At 62.6% G+C, this 22388-nt stretch carries 18 protein-coding genes; 11 read left to right on the top strand and 7 right to left on the bottom strand.

The window, feature by feature from the left end; all coding sequences use genetic code 11:
- Positions 1-76: 76 nt before the first annotated feature.
- The 7 genes from CGA22_RS08020 to gap form a co-directional block, all read right to left on the bottom strand.
- A complete protein-coding gene (locus tag CGA22_RS08020) occupies positions 77-1423 on the bottom strand; it encodes a CoA transferase (protein WP_041021891.1) in 1347 nt (448 codons plus the stop codon).
- 45 nt (positions 1424-1468) lie between these two features.
- On the bottom strand, positions 1469-1873 hold the full coding sequence (locus CGA22_RS08015; RefSeq protein WP_041021890.1) for a YbaN family protein: 405 nt from the start codon (positions 1871-1873) through the stop codon (positions 1469-1471).
- A 171-nt stretch (positions 1874-2044) separates the two neighbouring features.
- Positions 2045-2635 (bottom strand): biliverdin-producing heme oxygenase, encoded by a 591-nt coding sequence (locus CGA22_RS08010; protein ID WP_041021889.1) that lies wholly within the window; start codon positions 2633-2635, stop codon positions 2045-2047.
- A gap of 167 nt (positions 2636-2802) precedes the next feature.
- A complete protein-coding gene (locus CGA22_RS08005; protein WP_188258538.1) occupies positions 2803-5394 on the bottom strand; it encodes a TonB-dependent receptor in 2592 nt (863 codons plus the stop codon).
- 119 nt (positions 5395-5513) lie between these two features.
- Positions 5514-6419: a FecR family protein gene (locus tag CGA22_RS08000; protein WP_223194733.1), complete on the bottom strand. Its 906-nt coding sequence runs from the start codon at positions 6417-6419 to the stop codon at positions 5514-5516.
- A gap of 167 nt (positions 6420-6586) precedes the next feature.
- Positions 6587-7105 carry an RNA polymerase sigma factor gene (locus CGA22_RS07995; protein ID WP_041021886.1) on the bottom strand — a complete coding sequence of 173 codons (519 nt, stop codon included), beginning with the start codon at positions 7103-7105 and terminating at the stop codon, positions 6587-6589.
- A gap of 203 nt (positions 7106-7308) precedes the next feature.
- Positions 7309-8310 carry a type I glyceraldehyde-3-phosphate dehydrogenase gene (gap, locus tag CGA22_RS07990; RefSeq protein WP_041022917.1) on the bottom strand — a complete coding sequence of 334 codons (1002 nt, stop codon included), beginning with the start codon at positions 8308-8310 and terminating at the stop codon, positions 7309-7311.
- A 229-nt stretch (positions 8311-8539) separates the two neighbouring features.
- Here gap and edd point away from each other — a divergent pair, with 229 nt between their 5' ends.
- The 11 genes from edd (at position 8540) to CGA22_RS07935 (ending at position 22347) form a co-directional block, all read left to right on the top strand.
- Positions 8540-10366 carry a phosphogluconate dehydratase gene (gene edd / locus CGA22_RS07985; protein ID WP_041022916.1) on the top strand — a complete coding sequence of 609 codons (1827 nt, stop codon included), beginning with the start codon at positions 8540-8542 and terminating at the stop codon, positions 10364-10366.
- On the top strand, positions 10363-11319 hold the full coding sequence (locus tag CGA22_RS07980) for a glucokinase (protein WP_041022915.1): 957 nt from the start codon (positions 10363-10365) through the stop codon (positions 11317-11319). Before edd ends, CGA22_RS07980 begins: the two co-directional genes overlap by 4 nt.
- A gap of 205 nt (positions 11320-11524) precedes the next feature.
- Positions 11525-12256, top strand: a complete 732-nt coding sequence (locus tag CGA22_RS07975; RefSeq protein ID WP_041022914.1) for a response regulator — start codon at positions 11525-11527, stop codon at positions 12254-12256.
- The gene (locus tag CGA22_RS07970) at positions 12246-13715 is read left to right on the top strand and encodes an ATP-binding protein (RefSeq protein ID WP_041022913.1); all 1470 of its coding nucleotides are present in this window, start codon (positions 12246-12248) and stop codon (positions 13713-13715) included. Before CGA22_RS07975 ends, CGA22_RS07970 begins: the two co-directional genes overlap by 11 nt.
- A gap of 201 nt (positions 13716-13916) precedes the next feature.
- Entirely contained in the window at positions 13917-15176 is a 1260-nt protein-coding gene (locus CGA22_RS07965) for an AGE family epimerase/isomerase (RefSeq protein ID WP_188258537.1), read from the top strand.
- Positions 15177-15291: 115 nt separating this feature from the next.
- Entirely contained in the window at positions 15292-16578 is a 1287-nt protein-coding gene (locus CGA22_RS07960) for an ABC transporter substrate-binding protein (RefSeq protein WP_041023874.1), read from the top strand.
- A gap of 175 nt (positions 16579-16753) precedes the next feature.
- Positions 16754-17662, top strand: coding sequence for a carbohydrate ABC transporter permease (locus CGA22_RS07955; RefSeq protein ID WP_041023873.1), 909 nt, complete (start codon positions 16754-16756; stop codon positions 17660-17662).
- Positions 17655-18500, top strand: a complete 846-nt coding sequence (locus CGA22_RS07950; protein WP_041023872.1) for a carbohydrate ABC transporter permease — start codon at positions 17655-17657, stop codon at positions 18498-18500. Before CGA22_RS07955 ends, CGA22_RS07950 begins: the two co-directional genes overlap by 8 nt.
- 2 nt (positions 18501-18502) lie before the next feature.
- Positions 18503-19663: an ABC transporter ATP-binding protein gene (locus CGA22_RS07945; RefSeq protein WP_041023871.1), complete on the top strand. Its 1161-nt coding sequence runs from the start codon at positions 18503-18505 to the stop codon at positions 19661-19663.
- Between the two features lie 229 nt (positions 19664-19892).
- Positions 19893-21239 carry a carbohydrate porin gene (locus tag CGA22_RS07940; RefSeq protein ID WP_041023870.1) on the top strand — a complete coding sequence of 449 codons (1347 nt, stop codon included), beginning with the start codon at positions 19893-19895 and terminating at the stop codon, positions 21237-21239.
- A 253-nt stretch (positions 21240-21492) separates the two neighbouring features.
- A complete protein-coding gene (locus CGA22_RS07935) occupies positions 21493-22347 on the top strand; it encodes a D-hexose-6-phosphate mutarotase (RefSeq protein WP_041023869.1) in 855 nt (284 codons plus the stop codon).
- Positions 22348-22388 lie beyond the last annotated feature (41 nt).

The raw sequence follows: 22388 nt of genomic DNA, 5'->3' as shown, positions 1-22388 counted from the left end.
GAGGCAGCCGAGGAGAGTCACAGCGTATGTCGATTTATCGTTTCGATAGCTGACCCAGATCAGGGGACAGGGCCGATCACCACTGCGCCCGATGGGCACCGAGTTCCGTCGCTGCAAGCGCCCACTGCCAGGGCGTGCCAGTGATTCTCAGTGGGACCTGCAGTCGGTGCGCCGGCCCCCACGGTGTCTGCTCGACCAGCGCGCCCAGATCGTGTTCGTCCTCGGGTCTTAGTGCGGGCCGGGGATCCGCGCCACGCTCGATCAACAGCTTGGCCGTGCGCGCCAGTGACAGGCGTGCCGAACCGCCGCGGCCGTGCTGCAGGTGCCGGATCAGCAGCACGATGGCACTGGCCGCCATCAGGTAGCCGGTGCCATGGTCCAGCGCCTGGACGGGCAGCGGTGTCGGTTTGTCGGTCTGTTTCCAGGCCATGCCGGCCTCGGCGATGCCGCTGCTCATCTGCACCAGGCTGTCGAAGCCGCGCCGGTGCTGCCACGGACCGCTCCAACCGTAGGCGTTGAGGCTGACATCGATCAGGCCAGGGGCGATCTTGCGGCGTTGCTCGGCGCCGTAGCCCAGGCGTTCCAGGGCGTCGGCGCGGTAGCCGTGCAGGAGGATGTCGGCGTCCTTGAGCAGTGCTTCGAACGTGGTGCGGTCGTCGGGCTGGTGCAGGTCGAGGCGCGCGCAGCGTTTGCCCAGGGTGACTTCCGGCACCACGCCGGGCTCGTCCCAGGTCGGTGGATCGATCCGCAAGACGTCGGCACCCAAGCCTGCGAGGAAGCGGCTGGCAACGGGACCGGCCAGTACGCGGGTCAGGTCCAGTACCTTGAGGCCGGCCAGTGGCTGGGCCACGGAGCCGAGCCAGGGCTTGCGGTGGGCCTCGACGGTTTCAGCGAAGTGCACCAGCGGCTCGGTATTCACTGCCTTGCCTTGGGGGTGCGCTTGCCAGGCTTGCCACGAACGCATCTCGGCGGCGCAGCCACCGGCGTCGACGACGGCTTGCTCCAGTTCGGTCTTGTTCCAGCGGATCACTTTGCTCGCCATGTAGGCGCGATCAACGCAGGCGCCGAGGACCTTTTCCGCCGCCCGACGATGATGCGGCGCATTGGTGTGCAGGCGAATCCAGCCGTCGGCCGTGGCGTAGTCGCCGGCCACCGGGTCCCACATCGGCGGCACGCTCCAACCAATTGGGCGCAGGGACGTGGAAAACCAGAACGAGGCCAGGCGCCGGTCGACTTCGAGGGGCGGCAGGCGGCCGGTCTGTTGGCAAATGAGCTCTGCTATTGCTTGGCCCGCCAAGGCGATACTGGCGCTGGCCAGCTCCGTGACGGCGAACGCCGAAGGCAGGGCGCCGTCACGGGTGAAGGGGATCGGAGTCGTGGGCAAGCCGAGGGCGGCTTGCATGGATGCGAGTAGATCTGTCATCGGAGGCCCTCCGGGTGTGAGAGGCCGAGCATAGATCAAAACGGTTTATTCGGGCGTTCGCGCTGTTGCCGGTTCCCTTGCCACAGGACGGGACCAGATCCACAGGTTGCCTGCGCCCATGCCCACCATGGCCAGGTAAATCGGCCAGCCATGATCGAGCGTCGCCAGCATCAGTGCGGCACAGAACAGCATGCCAAGGGTTGCGCCGATCTTGGCCCGACGCGGAATCACCTTGCCGTTGCGCCAGTTGTACAGCATCGGCCCGAACAGCCGGTGGCTTTCCAGCCAGGCACTCAGGCGCGGCGAACTGCGAGTCGCGGCCCAGGCGGCCAGCAGGATGAACTCGGTCGTCGGCAGGCCGGGCACAACGATGGCGACCAGGCCGATGGCCAGGCTGGTGTAGGCGAGCAGGCCGAAGAGCAATCGGGCGGTTTTGGAGGGTGGATTCATCGTCACCTTTCAAACATGCACATATCTCTGTGGGAGCGAGCCTGTGGGAGCAAAGCTTGCTCGCGATGAACGAAACACGGTCAATGGATTGAGGCGTCTTCATCGCGAGCAAGCTTTGCTCCCACACAGTGCTCGCTCCCACAAGGGAAGGGGTGATCCAGATGTCAGTGTTCAGGCTAGCTCAGCGGCGTAGGCCTGTTCCAGCAACACCGTAAACCGGTTGAAGGCATCCAGCGCACCTTTGTCCGCTTCGGCTTCCTGCTGTTCGGTGAGGCTCAGTTCGTCGAGGATACGGGTGAAGGTCTTCCAGCCTTCGGCGCGGCCGCCCGTCGGTTCGGCCAGGTGGCGGGCACCGAAGGTTTCGCTCAGCCCCAGGCCCACTGCGCGCTTGATCAGGAATGCAGCGCCCAGTTTCGAACCTTCCGAGACGAACAACCAGCCCAGGGCCTCGCCCAAGGTTGGGCTGTCCAGGGCACCGGCCACCGGCGCCGGAACATCGGTGTCCAGATCCGCCAGGTCAGCCTTGGCCGCTTCGGCCCGGCAGCGGGCCGGCAGGTCGGGGATCAGGGCGGACAGCTGCGCGTCGTTGTACAGCGCCACCAGTTCTGACTGGAACAGGTACTGGGCGACGACGAAACGGGCGAAGCTGGCCGGGGTTTCGAATGGGGCGTGGGCCTTGACCAGGGCGTCGAGCTTGGCGTGGGGCTCGTGGGTGACCTGGTTGAGGCGTTGGGAGCGTGAGGTGGGGCGTTGGGTGGTCATGAATAATCCTTCGAATGAAAACAAGTCGCTGTTGTGGCGAGAGGAACCGCTGTGGGAGCAAGGCTTGCCCGCGATGCAGACGATGCGGTCCTTCAGAAATCGAGGCGCCTGTTGTATCGCGAGCAAGCTTTGCTCCCACCTATGAACTGTTTGCTGTGGTCAGCGGATCAGATATCCCAAATCAGGTTGACCGCGAAGTTGCGCCCCGGCGCCGTCAGGCGATCGAGGTTGGCGGGGCTCAGCACGGCCGCTTCGCCGACGCTGTCGTAGCCGCGCACGTCATCCCACAGCCAATACTTTTTGTCGGTGAGGTTGTAGAGGCCGCCGCTGACGGTGACGTCCCGGGTCACCTTGTAGAAACCGGTCAGGTCGAGGATCCCGAACCCGGGCGTCTTGAACTGGCTGCTGACGCCATCCGGCGAGTTGAAGTTGCTGTCGTCGACGCGGTTTTTCTTCTTGACTAGGGTCCAGGTGAGCAAGCTGCCGTAGTCGTCCTGCTCGTAACCCAGGCCGAACACGCCGGTCAGCGGGTTGACGCTGTTGATCGGTTGGCCGGTGTCGTCGTTGCGACCGTAGGCGTAGGCCACCGAACCCTGGGTGTAGAGGCCCTGGGGCGCGCCCAATATGTCCAGCTCCAGACGGCCCTTGACCTCGGCGCCCTTGATGGTGGCGTGCTTGATGTTGTTGCTCTGGAAGGTCAACTGATCGGCACCGGGGGTGATGGCGTCTTCGTTGATGAAATCGCGGTACTTGTTGTAGAACACCGCCACGTCGAACGAACCGGAGTCGAAACGGCCGCGCAACCCGGTCTCGTAGCTTTTGCTTTTTTCCGGCTCCAGGTTGGGGTTGGGTTCCACGCTGTAGCCGACATTGGGGTTATCGAAACGGCCATACAGGGCCTTGGCGGTCGGGGTACGGAAGCCTTCGGCGTACTGGCCGTACCCGGTGTACTGGTCGGTAAAGGCATAGGTCAGGCCGAACTTGGGCGAGACCCGATGCCAGGTCTTGTTGCTGTCGCTGACCTGGCCTCCGCCGGTCGGATCCACGGTGTCGAGGAAGGCCTGGGTGAGGTGCGGCTTGAGCTGGGTGTAGTCGTAGCGCAGGCCCGGGGTGAAGGTCCACTTGTCCCAACTGATCTGGTCCTGGGCGAACAGGCTGTAGGTGTTGATGGTCGGGTCCGGGAAGTCGCTGGCTTTTGCCAGCACGTCCCGGGTGCTGATGGCGCCGACGGCGGAACAACCCACGCCGACCGCGAGGCACACGCCATTGCCGCTGCGCGAGCCGGTGACTTTCTGTTGCTTGATCGTGGCGCCGTAGGTCAGTGCGTGATCGGTGTCGGCGAGGCTGAAGGCCTTGTCCAGTTGTGCGTCAAAGACCCATTGCTTGTCTTCGTAGAGGGTCTCCCGGGTGCGCAGGACCCGGCGGGTGATCGGGAAGTAGAATTCGGCGGTGCTCTCGTCGGTCTTGGCGATCTGGTGATTCAGGCTCCACTTGATGTTGTCGGCCAGCAGGCTGTCGAGGGCGAAGCTGTGTTCCAGGCCGAAACGCTCGCGGGTGACGGTGTCGTTGCCGGTGCGCCACTGGTACATGCCGCCGGGCAGGATGCTCGTGGGAATGGCCGGCTGACCGTTGGAGAAGGGGCCCCCGTAGGCGCTTTTCAGATCGCTGTCGCGATCATCCTTGTACTTCTCGTAGACCAGGCCCAGGCGGGCGTCATCGTTGTAGTGCCAGCCGAGTTTGGCCAATACGTTGCTGGCGCGCACGTCCTCCGGGTTGGCTGCGGTGCGGTCCAGTCCGGTGCCGTTGTGGCTGCCGTAGGATTCGGTTTCATGGCCGTCGCGCTGGCTGTAGTGCAGCAGGCCATCGAATGTCCCGCTGCGACCGGCGACGGTGGCGGATTTGAGCCAGCTTTCGTCGGCGGAGCTGTAGCCGGTTTTCAACCGGGCGCCGACGTCCTGGCCAGGCTTGATGATGTCGTCCGGTTCCAGGGTGAAGTAGCTGACGGCGCCGCCGATGGCATTGCTGCCATAGAGCACCGACGCCGGACCGCGGAGGATTTCCACGCGCTTGATGATTTCCGGGTCGACGTAGTTGCGCTGGGTCTTGGCATAGGGGCCGTTGAAGAAACCGTCGGGAATCGCCACGCCGTCGACCTGGGTCAGGATCCGGTTGCCGTCGATGCCACGGATGTTGTAGCCGCTGATGCCGCCGCGCTGTCCCGCGCCACCCACCGACACGCCGGGCTCGTAGCGCACCAGGTCCTTGAGGGTGTTGACGTTGTTACGGTCCAGTGCCTGGCGATCATGGACGCTGACGGTGCTCGGTACGCCACTGATGTCCTGCTCCTGGCGGGTGGCGCTGATGGTCATCTGCTGCAGGTTCACCACGTTGCCGGTGCTGCGTTTCTCCAGGACGATGCTGTTGTTGCCCAGCTTGCGGTAGCTCAGGTTGGTCCCCGTCAGCAGGCGCTCCAGGGCTTGCTCCGGTGGCAGCGAGCCGTTGACGCCGGGCGACGCGACCCCTTCGGCCAGCTCGGCCGGCAGACCCACTTGCCAGCCCGTAACGGCCGTGAACGCGTTCAGGGCAGAGACCAGTGGCTGCCGGGCGATGGCGAAGGTGTAGTCGCCGATGGTGCGCGCAGGCGGTTGCGTCGCGGCGGCCAGGGCGGCGGGCGCGATGCCGGCCATGAGGATGGCGGCGGTCAGCAACGACAGCGTTCGGGAAGGGGCGAGGAACCTGCAGGTAGGGCGAGAGGACATCGATAGCGCTCCGTGTCGCATCTGTTATAGGTGCAGATAGGCATCGATAGATGCGAATCAATTGCATTGGCTATAACGAGACGAATCAGCGAAGGCTATCGAGTAAAAATAATTCTCATTTAGTTCAGGATCACCACGGCGGGGAATTCCTGAAGCTGCGCGGACGTGATGTGAGCCAGGGAGCGAACCACGTCCAGCGGCTGATCGAGGCGGTAATTACCGGTTACCGCGACCTGGGCCAACTGCTCGTTGCGGTTGATGATCCAGCCGGGATAGTAGCGCCGCAGTTCGGCCAGGACCTGGCTCAGCGGCCGGTTCTGGAACACCAGCCGACCCTGGACCCAGGCCAGGTCGGTGCTGGCGTCGAGCGGGGCCGGGCGGTCGAAGCCGTTGGGGCCGATGCGGATGCTTTCCCCGGCCGAGAGCCGGACATGGGTGTCGTTGCGGTTGGCCCGCAGGTCCACATCGCCGCGCTGGACCTGGACCTGGGCTACGCCGTCGAGGTAGCGCACCGCAAACGTGGTGTTGCTGACACTGGCGGTGACCGGCCCGGCGTCGATCTCCAGTGGCAGGCTGCGAGTGTCGGGCACCTCGAAAAACGCCTCGCCCTTGTACAGCCGGGCCACGTGGCGCTGTTCGTTGAATGTGCTGGAAAAGGCCGAGTCGGTGTTGAGCAGGACCTTGGAGCCGTCCTCCAGTTGCAGGCGCTGGCGCTCACCGACCACCGTCAGGTGATCGGCCTGGAAACGCAGGGGCAGGTCGCTGAAATTGAACAGGCCGAGGAACAGCACGGCAGCGGTGGCCAGGGGTTTCCAATGGGCGCGCAAGCGTGACAGTGCGCCAACCCTGGGGGCGGCCTGGAGCCGCCGGGCGCTTTCCTTCACGTGCGGGCCGTTCCATAGGGTCTGGGCCCTGACGAACGCTTCGCCATGGCGCGGGTCGGCCGCCAGCCAGACCTGGAATTGCCGGGCCTGCTCCTGGCTGGGGTTGTCCAGCAGGATCAGCCAGTCCAGCGCTTGCTCCATGGCATGGGCGGTGTCCTGCGCTGACGCAGACTCGGGAGCGTGGTGATTATCCGTCACGGTGGTTCCTCGCAGTGTCTTTGCACGGCTGTTTCGAATCCGGCGACCCAGACTAGCAGCGCCGTCGGCCAGCGCAATCGGTGCGTTCGTGTAGAAGCGCTCTGGCGGATTCAGTCGATGTCCAGGCGCTCTGCCACGCCGATACAGATCGCCATGATCAGCTTCAGTTCCTTTTGCACGGTACTCAGGGACACACCCAGCGCTGCGGCGATGTCCTGATAAGCATGCCCATGCAGGCGGCTGAGAATGAAAATCCGCTGTTGGCGCGGGCTCAGCGCTTGCAGACCGACGCTGAGACGCTCGAGCATCTGTTCGGCATGGGCGGCGTCTTCGGCGCTGCTCTGGGGGGCGACCACGTTGTGGACGACCTCCAGCGGCACGTCGTCCAGCACGGTCCGGGATTGCATGCGCCGAGTCCGCAGATGATCCCGCGCCAGGTTGCGGGCGGTCTGGAAGACAAAGGGTTCGAGGTGCTCGACTGTGCGTTCACCCAGTGCGCGGGAGACGCGCAAATAGGTTTCCTGGAGCAGGTCTTCGGCGGTGCTGGGGTTGTTGACCATGCGCTCGAGGGTGCGCAGCAGGGGGGTGCGCTGGGCGAGGAAGACGTGGTGAAAGCGCGATTGACTCACGGTAAGGCCCGATCCGGTAGGAGTAAATGATAATGCTTATCATCTACTCGATAGGTCAAGCCCGGATTTCGTCACTACCTGAAAACCACTGTGGGAGCGAGCCTGCTCGCGATAGCGGTGTGTCAGTCGAAAAAAATGCAGACTGACACATCGCTATCGCGAGCAGGCTCGCTCCCACAAAAGAGCTCAACAGCCGTGCTCAATCATTCCGCGTTGCACAACGCCAGGCAGTTATCGAGCATGCGGTTGGAGAAGCCCCACTCGTTGTCATACCAGGCCAGTACCTTGAGCAGCTTGCCGCTGACCTTAGTGTGGTTGGCGTCGAAGATCGACGACAGCGGGTTGTGGTTGAAGTCACTGGAGACCAGCGGCAGGGTGTTGTAGCCGAGGATCTTCGAATGTTGGCTGGCCTGGCGCAGCAGTTCGTTGACTTCTTCGGCCGACGCTTCGCGCTTGAGCTGCACGGTCAGGTCCACCAGGGATACGTTGATCACCGGCACACGCACGGCCATGCCGGTCAGCTTGCCCGCCAGTTCCGGCAGTACCAGGCCTACCGCTTCGGCGGCACCGGTCTTGCTCGGGATCATGTTCTGGGTGGCCGAACGGGCGCGGTACGGGTCGGTGTGGTAGACGTCGGTCAGGTTCTGGTCGTTGGTGTAGGCGTGGATGGTGGTCATCAGGCCGCTTTCGATACCCAGCTCGCGATGCAGCACCTGGGCCACCGGGGCCAGGCAGTTGGTGGTGCACGAAGCGTTGGAAATGATCTGGTGGGACTGGCGCAGGATGTCGTGGTTCACGCCATACACCACCGTGGCGTCGGCGCCCTTGGCCGGGGCCGAGATGATTACCTTGCGAGCGCCGGCGCTGATATGGGCGGCGGCCTTGGCGCGATCGGTGAACAGCCCGGTGCACTCGAACACCACGTCGATCTTCTCGGCGGCCCAGGGCAGTTCGGCCGGGTTGCGGATGGCGCTGACCGCGATGCGGTCGCCATTGACCGTCAGGCTTTCGTTATCGTGCTGCACCTCGGCATCGAAAGTGCCGTGGACGGTGTCGTACTTGAGCAGATGAGCGTTGATCGCACTGTCGCCCAGGTCGTTGATGGCGACGATCTGCAAGTCGCGACGATAGCCTTGGGTATACAGTGCACGAAGGACGTTGCGGCCGATGCGGCCAAAACCATTGATTGCGATTCGAAGAGTCATTAACTGCGCCGCCGTCGATTTGTTGTTGGAATTACAAGATTATTCGCATAAAAATAGAAAACAAGCCTTTTTGATGGCAATATTTTGTTTTATCTACAACGAGTGACCTGAATCAACTGGTCCGATTGGTCAAAAACCGTTTGTCGCCTTCTCTGTCACAGGGCGCGCAGCCGGTTCTGATCAGCATAGACAATCAGGTCGCCACACCCGTTAGCCTGGAGTTCTACACATGCATCCCCGCGTTCTTGAGGTCACCGAACGGCTTATCGCCCGCAGCCGCGCCACGCGTCAGGCTTACCTTGCATTGATCCGCGGTGCTGCCAGCGACGGTCCGATGCGCGGCAAGTTGCAATGCGCCAACTTCGCCCACGGCGTGGCCGGTTGCGGCAGCGAAGACAAGCATCACTTGCGGATGATGAACGCCGCGAACATCGCCATCGTGTCGTCCTATAACGACATGCTCTCGGCCCACCAGCCCTACGAAACCTTCCCGGAACAGATCAAGAAAGCCTTGCGCGAGATCGGCTCGGTCGGCCAGTTCGCGGGCGGCACGCCGGCCATGTGCGACGGCGTCACCCAAGGCGAGGCGGGGATGGAACTGAGCCTGCCGAGTCGCGAAGTGATCGCGATGTCCACGGCGGTGGCGTTGTCCCACAACATGTTCGACGGCGCGCTGATGCTCGGCATCTGCGACAAGATCGTCCCGGGCCTGATGATGGGGGCGCTGCGCTTCGGTCACCTGCCGACGATTTTCGTGCCCGGCGGGCCGATGGTGTCCGGCATTTCCAACAAGGAAAAGGCTGACGTGCGCCAGCGTTACGCCGAGGGCAAGGCCACTCGCGAGGAGCTGCTGGAGTCGGAGATGAAGTCCTACCACAGCCCTGGCACGTGCACCTTCTACGGCACCGCGAACACCAACCAACTGCTGATGGAAGTGATGGGCCTGCACTTGCCGGGCGCTTCGTTCGTCAACCCGAACACCCCGCTGCGCGATGCCCTGACCCGCGAAGCGGCGTTCCAGGTGACGCGCATGACCAAGCAGAGCGGCAACTTCATGCCCATCGGCGAAATTGTCGACGAGCGTTCGCTGGTCAACTCCATCGTTGCGCTGCACGCCACCGGCGGCTCGACCAACCACACCTTGCACATGCCGGCCATCGCCATGGCGGCGGGCATCCAGTTGACCTGGCAGGACATGGCCGACCTCTCCGAGGTGGTGCCGACCCTGAGTCACGTCTACCCGAACGGCAAGGCCGACATCAACCACTTCCAGGCGGCGGGCGGCATGTCGTTCCTGATCCGCGAACTGCTGGAAGCCGGCCTGCTCCACGAAAACGTCAACACCGTGCTCGGTCATGGCCTGAGCCGTTACACCCAGGAGCCGTTCCTCGAGGACGGCGAGCTGGTGTGGCGCGACGGCCCGATCGAAAGCCTTGACGAAAACATCCTGCGCCCGGTGGCCCGTGCGTTCTCGCCAGAGGGCGGCTTGCGGGTGATGGAAGGCAACCTGGGCCGTGGCGTGATGAAAGTCTCCGCCGTTGCGCTGGAAAACCAGATCGTCGAAGCACCGGCCATGGTCTTCCAGGACCAGCAGGACCTGGCCGATGCGTTCAAGGCCGGACTGCTGGAGAAGGATTTTGTCGCGGTGATGCGCTTCCAGGGGCCGCGATCCAACGGCATGCCGGAGCTGCACAAGATGACCCCGTTCCTCGGTTCGCTGCAGGATCGCGGTTTCAAAGTGGCGTTGGTGACCGACGGGCGCATGTCCGGCGCCTCGGGGAAAATCCCGGCGGCGATCCACGTCAGCCCCGAAGCTTATGTCGGCGGCGCGTTGGCCCGGGTGCAGGAGGGCGATATCATCCGCGTCGATGGCGTCAAAGGCACCTTGGAATTGAAGGTGGACGCCGAGGAATTCGCCGCACGCGAACCGGCTAAGGGCCTGTTGGGCAACAACATCGGCACCGGTCGCGAACTGTTCGGTTTCATGCGCATGGCCTTCAGCTCCGCAGAGCAGGGCGCCAGCGCCTTCACGGCTGCACTGGAGACGATTAATTGAAACTGGCCCTGGTCGGTGACATCGGTGGGACCAACGCGCGCTTCGCGTTGTGGAAGAACCACAACCTGGAGAACGTCCAGGTGCTGGCGACGGCGGATTACGCCTGCCCTGAAGATGCCATCAAGGTGTACCTGAGTGGCATGGGGCTGGCGCCTGGCGCCATCGGTTCGGTGTGCCTGTCGGTGGCCGGCCCGGTGTCGGGTGATCTGTTTCGCTTCACCAACAACCACTGGCGCCTGAGCAACCTGGCGTTCTGCAAGACCCTGCAGGTAGAGAAGCTGTTGCTGGTCAACGACTTCTCGGCCATGGCCCTGGGCATGACCCGTCTGCGTCCCGATGAGTACCGGGTCGTGTGCGAGGGCACCCCGGAGCCGATGCGCCCGGCGGTGGTGATCGGGCCGGGCACGGGGCTGGGCGTCGGGACATTGCTGGACCTGGGCGACGGTCGCTTTGCGGCATTGCCGGGGGAGGGCGGCCATGTCGACCTGCCGATGAGCAGCCCGCGGGAAACCCAGCTCTGGCAGCACATCTACAACGAGATCGGTCACGTCAGCGCCGAAACCGCCTTGAGCGGCAGCGGCTTGCCCCGGGTGTACCGGGCGATCTGCGCGGTGGACGGGCATGAACCCGTGCTCGATACACCGGAATCCATTACCGCCGCAGGCCTGGCCGGTGACCCTATCGCCCTGGAAGTGCTGGAGCAATTCTGCCGCTGGCTGGGGCGCGTGGCCGGCAACAATGTGCTGACGGTGGGCGGTCGGGGTGGTGTATACATCGTCGGCGGGGTGATTCCCCGGTTTGCCGACTTTTTCCTCGAAAGCGGCTTCGCCCGCTGCTTCGCCGACAAGGGCTGCATGAGCGATTACTTCAAGGGCATTCCGGTCTGGCTGGTCACCGCGCCGTACTCTGGCCTGATGGGCGCGGGCGTGGCGTTGGAGCAATCGGCCAGCTGAAAATGCAGTCCCCCTGTGGGAGCGAGCCTGTGGGAGCAAAGCTTGCTCGCGATGAAGGAAAACACGGTCAATGGATCGAGGCGTCTTCATCGCGAGCAAGCTCGGCTCCCACACAAGCCCGCTCCCACAACGGTTTGTGGTGTGTTTATAGGCTTTCTCCATCAGGCATAATCCGCACTAATCCAAACAACAAGGACGCGGCCCCGTGAGTTCAGTAAACAAATCGATTTTGTTGGTCGACGACGACCAGGAGATTCGCGAGCTGCTGGACACTTACCTCAGCCGTGCGGGGTTCCAGGTGCGGACCACGCCCGACGGCGCCGGGTTTCGCCAGGCGTTGAACGACGCGCCGAGCGATCTGGTGATCCTCGACGTGATGCTGCCCGACGAAGATGGCTTCAGCCTCTGCCGCTGGGTTCGCCAGCACCCGCGCCAGGCCCATGTGCCGATCATCATGCTCACTGCCAGTTCCGACGAGGCCGACCGGGTCATCGGCCTGGAGCTGGGGGCCGACGACTATCTCGGCAAGCCGTTCAGCCCGCGTGAATTGCAGGCGCGCATCAAGGCCCTGTTGCGCCGGGCACAGTTCGGCCAGGAGCGCTCCGGCGGTGAAGTGCTGGCCTTCGACGAGTGGCGGCTGGACATGGTCAGTCATCGGCTGTTCCACACCGACGGTGAGGAGGTGATCCTCTCCGGCGCCGATTTCGCCCTGCTCAAACTGTTTCTCGATCATCCCCAGGAAATCCTCGACCGCGATACCATCGGCAACGCCACCCGGGGCCGTGAGCTGATGCCCCTGGACCGGATCGTCGACATGGCGGTCAGTCGCCTGCGCCAGCGCCTGCGTGATACCGACAAGCCGCCACGGCTGATCCGCACGGTGCGCGGCAGTGGTTACCAATTGGCGGCCAATGTGGTTGCCAGCAATGGTCTTTGATTGGGCCAGGAAACTCGCCCGACGGGTGCCGGTGCCGCGCTCGCTGCTCGGAAGGATGCTGTTGCTGACCTTGCTGGTGGTGCTGTTCGCCCAGACGTTGTCCAGCGTCATCTGGGTGTCGCAACTGCGCGCCACTCAGCTCGAAGGCCTGGTCACCAGCGCCCGCAGCCTGGCCCATTCGATGACGGCCAGCGTCAGCTACCTGCGTTCGTTGCCGGTGGCGTACCGACCGCTGGTGCTGGACCAACTGCGCAGCATGGGGGGGACGCGGTTTGTCGTCACGCTCAATGACAAACCCCTGGGCATGGATGTGCTGCCGGTCACGCCGCGCAAGCTGGCAGTGCTCAAGGCGGTGGACGAAGTGCTGCGCAAGTCCCTGGGCAATAACACCGATATTTCCGTCACCTTCGTCAGCCCCGATGACCTGCGGATTTTCAACGGCGGGCTGAAGCTCGACGAGTTGCCACGCTCGTGGGCTCACTACGCCTTGACGCTTGAGCCCGTGAACCCGCCGGTACTGGTCACGCAGATCCAGATGGCGCCTGGCGAATGGTTGTACATCGCCTCGCTGCTGCCCGAACCCTACACCAGCCTCGAAGAACAGGACCTGCCGAAGCAACAGGTCGGCTTCATCGTGCTCACCAGCAGCCTGTTGCTGCTGTTCATCGGTCTGCTCGTGCACTGGCAGAGCCGGCCGCTCAAGCGCCTGGCCCGGGCGGCCCGGGACATGTCCCTGGGCGCCGAAGTGGAGCCGGTGGCCGAGGGGGGCGGCAGCGAAGTGGTGGAGGTGGGCAGGGCGTTCAACGCCATGCGCGAGCGCATCAGCCGTTACCTGACCGAGCGCAGCCAGTTGTTCAGCGCGATTTCCCATGACCTGCGCACGCCGATCACTCGCCTGCGGCTGCGGGTCGAGCTGCTGGAGGATGAGAACCTGCAAGCCAAGTTCGGCCGTGACCTGGACGAGTTGGAGTTGCTGGTCAAAGGGGCGCTGCAATGCGTCAAGGACACCGATATCCACGAAAACATCGAGCCGGTGGACCTCAACCATGTGCTCGATTGCCTGGTGGAGCCTTACCTTGCCCCCAACGGCAATGGCCGTGTCACCCAGGATGGCCGGGCGCTGGCGCCGTATCCCGGCAAGCCGCTGGCCCTCAAGCGCTGCATCGGCAACCTGATCGACAATGCCTTGAAGTACGGGCAGAACGCGCACCTGCACATCGACGACGACGAAACCGCGTTCGTCCTGCATGTCGACGACGAAGGTCCGGGTGTGCCGGAGCAGCGTCTCGAGCAGGTTTTCGAGCCACACTTCCGCCTGGCCGGGCAGCAGCAGGGATATGGCCTGGGGCTGGGTATCGCCCGCAACATCGCCCACAGCCACGGGGGTGAAGTGAGCCTGCAGAACCTGCGCGAGGGCGGGTTGCGGGTGACGTTGCAGTTGCCTCGCAGTGTCGATTAGCGAGATCGCGTTATCGTTCATCGCGAGCAGGCTCGCTCCCACAAGTGGGCCAAGGCGCTCCCACTGTGGGAGCGAGCCTGCTCGCGATGGCGTCTTCTGTTTTGTAACGGAGTGGTGACATAACTCGCCCCTTTCGTTACCTGCCCGCCGTCATCCCTTGTTTAGACTCCCTGCGTCAAAACAACAAAAAAGGTAAGTCTGATGGACACCTTCCAACCGGCCTTCAGCAGTTGGCTGAACGCACCTGCCCACCAGCAATGGCTCGCCGCCGAAGGTTTGCGGTTGCTGGCGTTCGCCAAGGCGTCGAGGCTGCCGGACGGTTTCGGCAACCTGGACGAGCGCGGTTGCCTGCCGACCGGGGCCCGGGCCGAAACCATGAACACCGCCCGCATGACCCACAGCTTCGCCATGGCCCACGCCCAGGGCCTGCCGGGCTTCGCCGAGCTGGTGGACCACGGCATCGAGGCCCTCAGCGGCCCCTTGCGGGACGCTGAATACGGCGGCTGGTTTGCCACGACGCAACCCCATGAAGACGACACCGGCAAGGCCGCCTACCTGCATGCCTTCGTGGCCCTGGCCGCCAGTTCCGCCGTGGTGGCCCAGCGTCCCGGCGCCCAGGCGTTGCTGGACGAGGCGGTGCGAGTCATCGACGGGCATTTCTGGAGCGAAGAAGAAGGCGCGTTGCGCGAGTCCTTCAACCGTGACTGGAGCGTCGAGGAAGCCTATCGCGGCGCCAACAGCAACATGCACGCCACCGAAGCCTTCCTGGCCCTGGCCGATGTCACCGACGATCCGCGCTGGCTCGCTCGCGCGTTGCGTATCGTCGAGCGCGTGATCCACGGCCACGCGGCGGCCAACGACTATTTGGTGGTGGAGCATTTCGACCGCCACTGGCAGCCGCTGCGCGAATACAACCACGACAATCCCGCCGATGGCTTCCGTCCGTATGGCACCACGCCGGGCCACGGTTTCGAATGGGCCCGCCTGCTCCTGCACCTCGAAGCGGCGCGCGTGCGGATCGGCATGTTGACCCCGGGCTGGCTGGTCCAGGATGCGCAGAAACTGTTCGAGCAGAACTGCCGCCACGGCTGGGACGTCGATGGCGCGCCTGGCATTGTATACACACTGGATTGGGACAATCGCGCGGTGGTCCGCCATCGCCTGCACTGGGTCCATGCCGAAGCGGCGGCGGCTGCCAGCGCCTTGCTAAAGCGCACCGACGAGGCGCAATACGAAACCTGGTACCGGTGCTTCTGGGAGTTTTGCGAGAAGCACTTCATCGACCGGTGCAACGGCAGTTGGCACCACGAACTCGATCCGCAGAATCGCCCCAGTGCCGACATCTGGCCCGGCAAGCCGGACCTGTATCACGCCTGGCAGGCGGTGCTGATTCCACGCCTGCCCCTGGCGCCGAGCATGGCGTCGGCCTTGGCGCAATTTTCCGCTCCGGCAACCGTGTAACCATGTCGTGACATTTACGCATCCCTTCGTTACCTGTGAAGGGAATCCCCCTGTTTAGAATCCATGCAGCGCAAGCCACAGACTTGCATGCATAACAACAAAAAAAGGTACTCAGATGAACGCGATTAATCGCCTCGCAGTTGCTGTTTCCATTGCCTCGTTGTTTCCCCTCAGTGCTTTTGCCGCCGACTCGAAAGGGACGGTCGAAGTGGTGCATTGGTGGACCTCGGGCGGTGAGAAGGCAGCTGTTGATGTCCTGAAGGCCCAAGTCGAGAAGGACGGTTTCACCTGGAAAGACGGCGCCGTCGCAGGCGGTGGTGGTGCCACGGCCATGACCGTGCTGAAAAGCCGCGCAGTCGCCGGCAACCCGCCAGGCGTTGCCCAGATCAAGGGCCCGGACATCCAGGAGTGGGCGTCCACCGGACTGCTCGACAGCGACGTCCTCAAGGACGTTGCCAAAGACGAGAAGTGGGACTCCCTTCTCGACAAGAAAGTCTCCGATACCGTGAAGTACGAGGGCGATTACGTGGCCGTGCCGGTGAACATCCACCGCGTCAACTGGCTGTGGATCAACCCGGAAGTCTTCAAGAAAGCCGGTATCACGAAAAACCCGACCACCCTCGAAGAATTCTATGCCGCTGGTGACAAACTGAAAGCGGCAGGCTTCATTCCGCTCGCCCACGGTGGCCAGCCTTGGCAGGACAGCACCGTGTTCGAAGCCGTGGTGCTGTCGGTCATGGGGGCCGATGGTTACAAGAAAGCCCTGGTCGACCTGGACAACGCTGCGCTGACCGGACCCGAGATGGTCAAGGCGCTGACCGAGCTGAAGAAAGTCGCGACCTATATGGATGCGGACGGCAAGGGCCAGGACTGGAACCTCGAGGCGGCCAAGGTCATCAACGGCAAGGCCGGCATGCAGATCATGGGTGACTGGGCCAAGAGCGAGTGGACCGCGGCCAAGAAAGTCGCCGGCAAGGATTACGAATGCGTAGCCTTCCCGGGTACCGACAAGGCCTTCACCTACAACATCGACTCCCTGGCGGTGTTCAAGCAGAAAGACAAGGGCACTTCTGCCGGTCAGCAGGACATTGCCAAGGTCGTGCTGGGTGAGAACTTCCAGAAGGTCTTCAGCATCAACAAAGGTTCGATCCCGGTTCGTAATGACATGTTGAAAGACATGGGCAAGTACGGTTTCGACTCCTGTGCCCAGACCGCTGCCAAGGACTTCCTGGCCGACGCCACGACTGGCGGCTTGCAGCCAAGCATGGCGCACAACATGGCGACCACGCTGGCAGTACAAGGCGCGTTCTTTGACGTAGTGACCAACTACATCAACGACCCGAGTGCCAACCCGGCCGACACGGCCAAGAAGCTCGGCGCGGCGGTCAAGTCCGCCAAGTAATCGGGCAGCAACGCTGTCCCTGTGGGAGCGGGCCTGTGGGAGCCAAGCTTGCTCGCGATGACGATAACGCGGTCTGTCGAAAGACCGAGGCGCTTTCATCGCGAGCAAGCTCGGCTCCCACGCAAGCGGCTCCCACAAGGGATGTCACTGTAGTTTTCACGTATTGGATTTCCCCATGAGCTCTGTTGCTGTGTTCAGCAAAGCCTCGCCGTTCGATGCACTGCAGCGCTGGCTTCCAAAACTGGTGCTGGCGCCCAGCATGTTCATCGTCCTGGTAGGCTTTTATGGCTACATCCTGTGGACGTTTCTTCTCTCGTTCACCAACTCGACTTTCCTCCCCACCTACAAATGGGTCGGCCTGGCGCAATACGCCCGGCTGTTCGATAACGACCGCTGGTGGGTCGCGAGCAAGAACCTCGCGGTGTTCGGTGGCATGTTCATTGGCATCACCCTGGTGATCGGCGTGCTGCTGGCCGTCTTCCTCGACCAGCGTATCCGTCGCGAAGGTTTCATCCGCACCATCTACCTGTACCCGATGGCGCTCTCCATGATCGTGACCGGTACCGCCTGGAAGTGGCTGCTCAACCCAGGCATGGGCCTGGACAAGCTGCTGCGTGACTGGGGCTGGGAAGGCTTTCGCCTGGACTGGCTGATCGACCCGGATCGCGTGGTGTATTGCCTGGTGATCGCCGCCGTGTGGCAAGCCTCGGGCTTCATCATGGCGATGTTCCTGGCCGGCCTGCGGGGTGTCGATCAATCGATCATCCGCGCCGCGCAGATCGATGGCGCGAGCATGCCCAGAATCTACTGGAAAGTGGTCCTGCCGAGCCTGCGTCCGGTGTTCTTCAGCGCCGTGATGATCCTGGCGCACATCGCGATCAAGAGTTTCGACCTGGTGGCGGCCATGACGGCCGGTGGCCCGGGCTATTCGTCCGACCTGCCCGCCATGTTCATGTATTCCTTCACCTTCAGCCGCGGCCAGATGGGCATGGGCTCGGCCAGTGCGATCCTGATGCTCGGTGCGATCCTCGCGATCATTGTGCCTTACCTGTATTCCGAGCTGAGGACCAAGCGTCATGACTAGTCTCGCCACCAAACCTGGCATCAGCCTGAGTCGCATCGCGATCTACACGGTACTGATCCTCGCCGTACTGCTTTACCTGGTTCCGCTGGTGGTCATGCTGTTGACCAGCTTCAAGACCCCGGAAGACATCAGCACCGGTAACCTGTTGAGCTGGCCGACTGTGGTCAGCGGCATCGGTTGGGTCAAGGCCTGGGCGACGGTCAACGGTTACTTCTGGAACTCGATCAAGATCACCGTGCCGGCGGTGCTGATTTCCACCGCCATCGGTGCACTGAACGGCTACGTCCTGTCGATGTGGCGCTTTCGCGGTTCGCAGTTGTTCTTCGGGCTGCTGCTGTTCGGTTGCTTCCTGCCGTTCCAGACCGTACTGCTGCCGGCTTCGTTCACCCTCGGCAAGATGGGCCTGGCCAGCACCACCACCGGCCTGGTGTTCGTGCACGTGGTGTATGGCCTGGCGTTTACCACGCTGTTCTTCCGCAACTACTACGTCAGCATTCCTGACGCGTTGGTGAAGGCGGCGCGCCTGGACGGTGCGGGTTTCTTCACCATCTTCCGCATGATCATCCTGCCGATGTCGACGCCGATCATCATGGTCTGCCTCATCTGGCAGTTCACGCAGATCTGGAACGACTTCCTGTTCGGCGTGGTGTTCTCCAGCGGCGATTCGCAACCCATCACGGTGGCGCTGAACAACCTGGTCAACACCAGCACCGGGGCCAAGGAATATAACGTTGATATGGCGGCGGCGATGATCGCCGGGCTGCCGACCCTGCTGGTCTATGTGGTCGCAGGCAAGTATTTCGTGCGCGGGCTGACGGCCGGCGCGGTCAAGGGGTAATCATGGCAACGCTCGAACTTCGCAATGTAAACAAGACGTACGGCGTCGGCCTGCCCGACACCCTGAAGAACATCGAACTGTCGATCAAGGACGGTGAGTTCCTGATCCTGGTCGGGCCTTCGGGCTGCGGCAAGTCGACCCTCATGAACTGCATCGCTGGCCTGGAAACCATCACTGGCGGCGCGATCATGATCGGCGACCAGGACGTCAGCGGCATGAGCCCCAAGGATCGCGACATTGCCATGGTGTTCCAGTCCTATGCGCTGTACCCGACCATGAGCGTGCGCGAGAACATCGAATTCGGCCTGAAGATCCGCAAGATGCCGCAATCGGCCATCGACGAGGAAGTGGCCCGGGTTGCCAAGCTGTTGCAGATCGAACACCTGCTCAATCGCAAGCCCGGCCAGCTCTCCGGTGGCCAGCAGCAGCGCGTGGCCATGGGCCGTGCCCTGGCGCGGCGGCCGAAGATCTACCTGTTCGACGAACCGCTGTCCAACCTCGACGCCAAGCTGCGGGTCGAGATGCGCACCGAAATGAAACTGATGCACCAGCGCCTGAAGACCACCACGGTCTATGTAACCCACGACCAGATCGAGGCCATGACCCTGGGCGACAAAGTGGCGGTGATGAAGGACGGGATCATCCAGCAGTTCGGCACCCCGAAAGAAATCTACACCAACCCGGCCAACCTGTTCGTGGCGAGCTTCATCGGTTCGCCGCCGATGAACTTCATTCCCCTGCGCCTGCAACGCAAGGACGGTCGCCTGGTGGCGCTGCTCGACAGCGGCCAGGCCCGTTGCGAGTTGCCGTTGGGCATGCAGGACGCCGGTCTGGAAGATCGTGAAGTGATTCTTGGCATGCGTCCGGAACAGATTGTACTGGCCGGCAGCGAGCCGAACGGTTTGCCAACCATTCGTGCCGAAGTCCAGGTCACCGAGCCCACCGGCCCGGACACCCTGGTATTTGTCAGTCTAAATGACACCAAGGTTTGCTGCCGCCTGGCTCCGGACGTGGCGCCACAGGCCGGTGAAACAATGACGCTTCAGTTTGACCCGCAAAAAGTATTACTATTTGATGCCCAGACCGGAGAGCGCCTGGGTATGGCTGGTCAGACGCAAGCCGAGGGGCGGGCGCCGAACGTGGCGCAGTTCAAAGGCCGGTAAAGAGCAAATGTGGGAGCGAGCCTGTGGGAGCAAAGCTTGCTCGCGAAGAACGATAACGCGGTCATCCAGAGACCGAGGCGTCTTCATCGCGAGCAAGCTTAGCTCCCACCCAGGCTCGCTCCCACAAAAAGAAGTATGCGGTGGGTGGGGGACCGTCCAGCGCAATCGTTGTAAACCGCGTTAGAAAAAATAAAAACAGTAAATAACAATAAAGACGAGGAATGTAGGGATGAAGAAGAAAAACAATGCCCAGCTTATCTGCCAGTTATCAGCCGTTGCGGCGATGATGCTGGCCGGTAGCGCACATGCTGCCGACGCGTTCAGCGCCGACTCGCAGTGGATGACGGGTGACTGGGGTGGTGAGCGGACCAAGCTGATCGAGCAGGGTATCGACATCAAGGCTGACTATGTCGGTGAAGTGGGTGGCAACCTGCACGGTGGCTACAACAACGACAAGACTGCGCGTTACGCCGACCAGTTCGGTCTGGGCGTGGCACTGGACCTGCAGAAACTGTGGGGCTGGGATAACACCCAGGCCAAGATCCAACTGACCAACCGTAACGGCGAAAACATTTCCAACGACCGCGTCGGCGACCCGCGTGCCGGCACCTTGAGTTCCTCCCAGGAAGTCTACGGCCGTGGCCACATGGTCCGTCTGACCCAACTGTGGATCAAGCACCAGTTCCTCGACGGCAAGCTGGACGTCAAGGCCGGTTATTTCGGCGAAGGCGAAGACTTCAACACCTTCCCTTGCGAATTCCAGAACCTGGCATTCTGCGGCTCCCAAGTGGGTAACTGGGCTACCGGTATCTGGTACAACTGGCCAGTCATGCAGGCTGCGCTGCGCGTGAAGTACAACATCACGCCTGAGTTCTATGCGCAGATCGGTGCCTACAACCAGAACCCTTCGCAACTGGAACATGGCAACGGCTTCAAGCTCAGCGGCAGTGGTACCAAGGGCACCGTGATCCCGGTCGAGCTGGTCTGGTCGCCGAAGGTCAACAGCCTGCCGGGTGAATACCGTGTCGGTTACTACAAGAGCACGGCCGATGCCAATGACGTCCGTGAAGACGACAATGGCGATGACGCCGCAACCACCCGCAATGCCTACCGCAGTCACAACAGCAAGCACGGCTACTGGTTCGTGGCGCAGCAACAACTCACCACCCACAACGGTGATGCGTCCCGCGGCCTGAACATCGCAGCCAACGCGACCTTCCACGACAAGGACACCAACGTCGTCGACAACTACCAGTCGTTGATGTTCGTGTACAAGGGGCCGTTCGATGCGCGTCCTAAAGATGACATCGGCATCGGCTTCTCCCGTATCCATGTCAACGATGACGTGAAGAAAAACGCCGAACTGACCAACGCTGCCAACGGTGTGACCGATTACAACGACCCGCTGTTCGCGCCGTTGCGTGAAACTGAGTACAACTACGAGCTCAACTACGGTGTCCACGTGACCAACTGGCTGACCGTACGTCCCAACCTGCAATACATCACCCACCCAGGTGGCGTGGATGAAGTGGACAACGCGCTGGTGGCCGGCCTGAAAATTCAGTCGGTGTTCTAACGTTGTTGCGATAAGCTCCTCTCTATGTGCGCATATTTGCGGACAGCCAAGGCTGTCCGCTTTTTTTTGGGGTGTTCCCGCGCCGAGAGGTCATCTGTGGGAGCAAGGCTTGCCCGCGATGAAGCTGAATGCGGTTTGCCCGAGAGCCGAGGCGCCTGTGTCGCGAGCAAGCTTTGCTCCCACCGCATGCTCCCTCGCCATAAAAAACGCGCTGTACCCGTTGAGAGTTCAATGATTTCCAGGACCGCGGCCCATGCATGAGCATCCACTGCAACGCTTTTTCAGATCCTTGCGCGAGCGCCCGGTGTTTGCGTGGGAGCGCTATCGGCAGCGCGATGTGCTGGTGATCGATCATCCACTGTGCCAAGCGGTGTTCAGTCGCCAGGGCGCGCAGTTGTTGCACTTCCAGCCCCGTGGGCAGAAACCCTGGTTGTGGTGCGCGGCGAAATGGCCCCAGGTCGGGGCGATACGGGGTGGGGTGCCGGTGTGCTGGCCATGGTATGGCCGCCATCCAAGCGAAAACGCCTGGCCGTCCCATGGCTGGGCGCGGCTGATCGACTGGAAACTGCTGGATAGCCGCAGCGATGAGGACGGTGTGCATCTGCACTGGCAATTGCAACTGTGCGATTGGCAGGTGGACCTGCATGCGGATCTTGGCGAGCGCATGGAACTGCGCTTGAGCACCGAGCACCAAGACAGCCTGCCGTGCCAGTTGAGCCAGGCTTTGCATGCCTATTGGCGTATTGGTGACGTCGGTGAGGTAGCGCTGTCTGGGCTGGAAGGCGCACAGGGTTACGACCATCTGAACCGTGCGGTTTGCCAGCAGGAAGGCGAGTTGCGGGTCGAAGGCGGCTGTCAGCGGGTGTTCCAGCACGAAGGGGAGTTGCAGCTCAAGGACCATGCCTGGCAGCGAGCGTTGTGCATCGATACCGGCAACAGCGCCGACACGGTGGTATGGCATCCCGGTACCCGGCCGTTGCTGGGAGTGAGCTGGGATGAAGTCAGCGAGTTCGTCTGCGTCGAAGCGGCCAGCGGCGGCACCGACAGCCTGTGCCTGGCACCGGGGGAGCGGGCGCACCTGAGTCTGCAGGCGCGGGTGGGGGCATAGTTCTGGATACAGGGTGCGGCGACTGGCCCTATCGTCGGATC

Source organism: Pseudomonas sp. PSB18, from assembly GCF_014596565.1.
In the GTDB taxonomy this organism is placed as follows: Bacteria; Pseudomonadota; Gammaproteobacteria; order Pseudomonadales; family Pseudomonadaceae; genus Aquipseudomonas.
The sequence above is the reverse complement of the archived record's forward strand: the minus strand, read 5'-3'. Positions and strand labels throughout refer to the sequence as shown.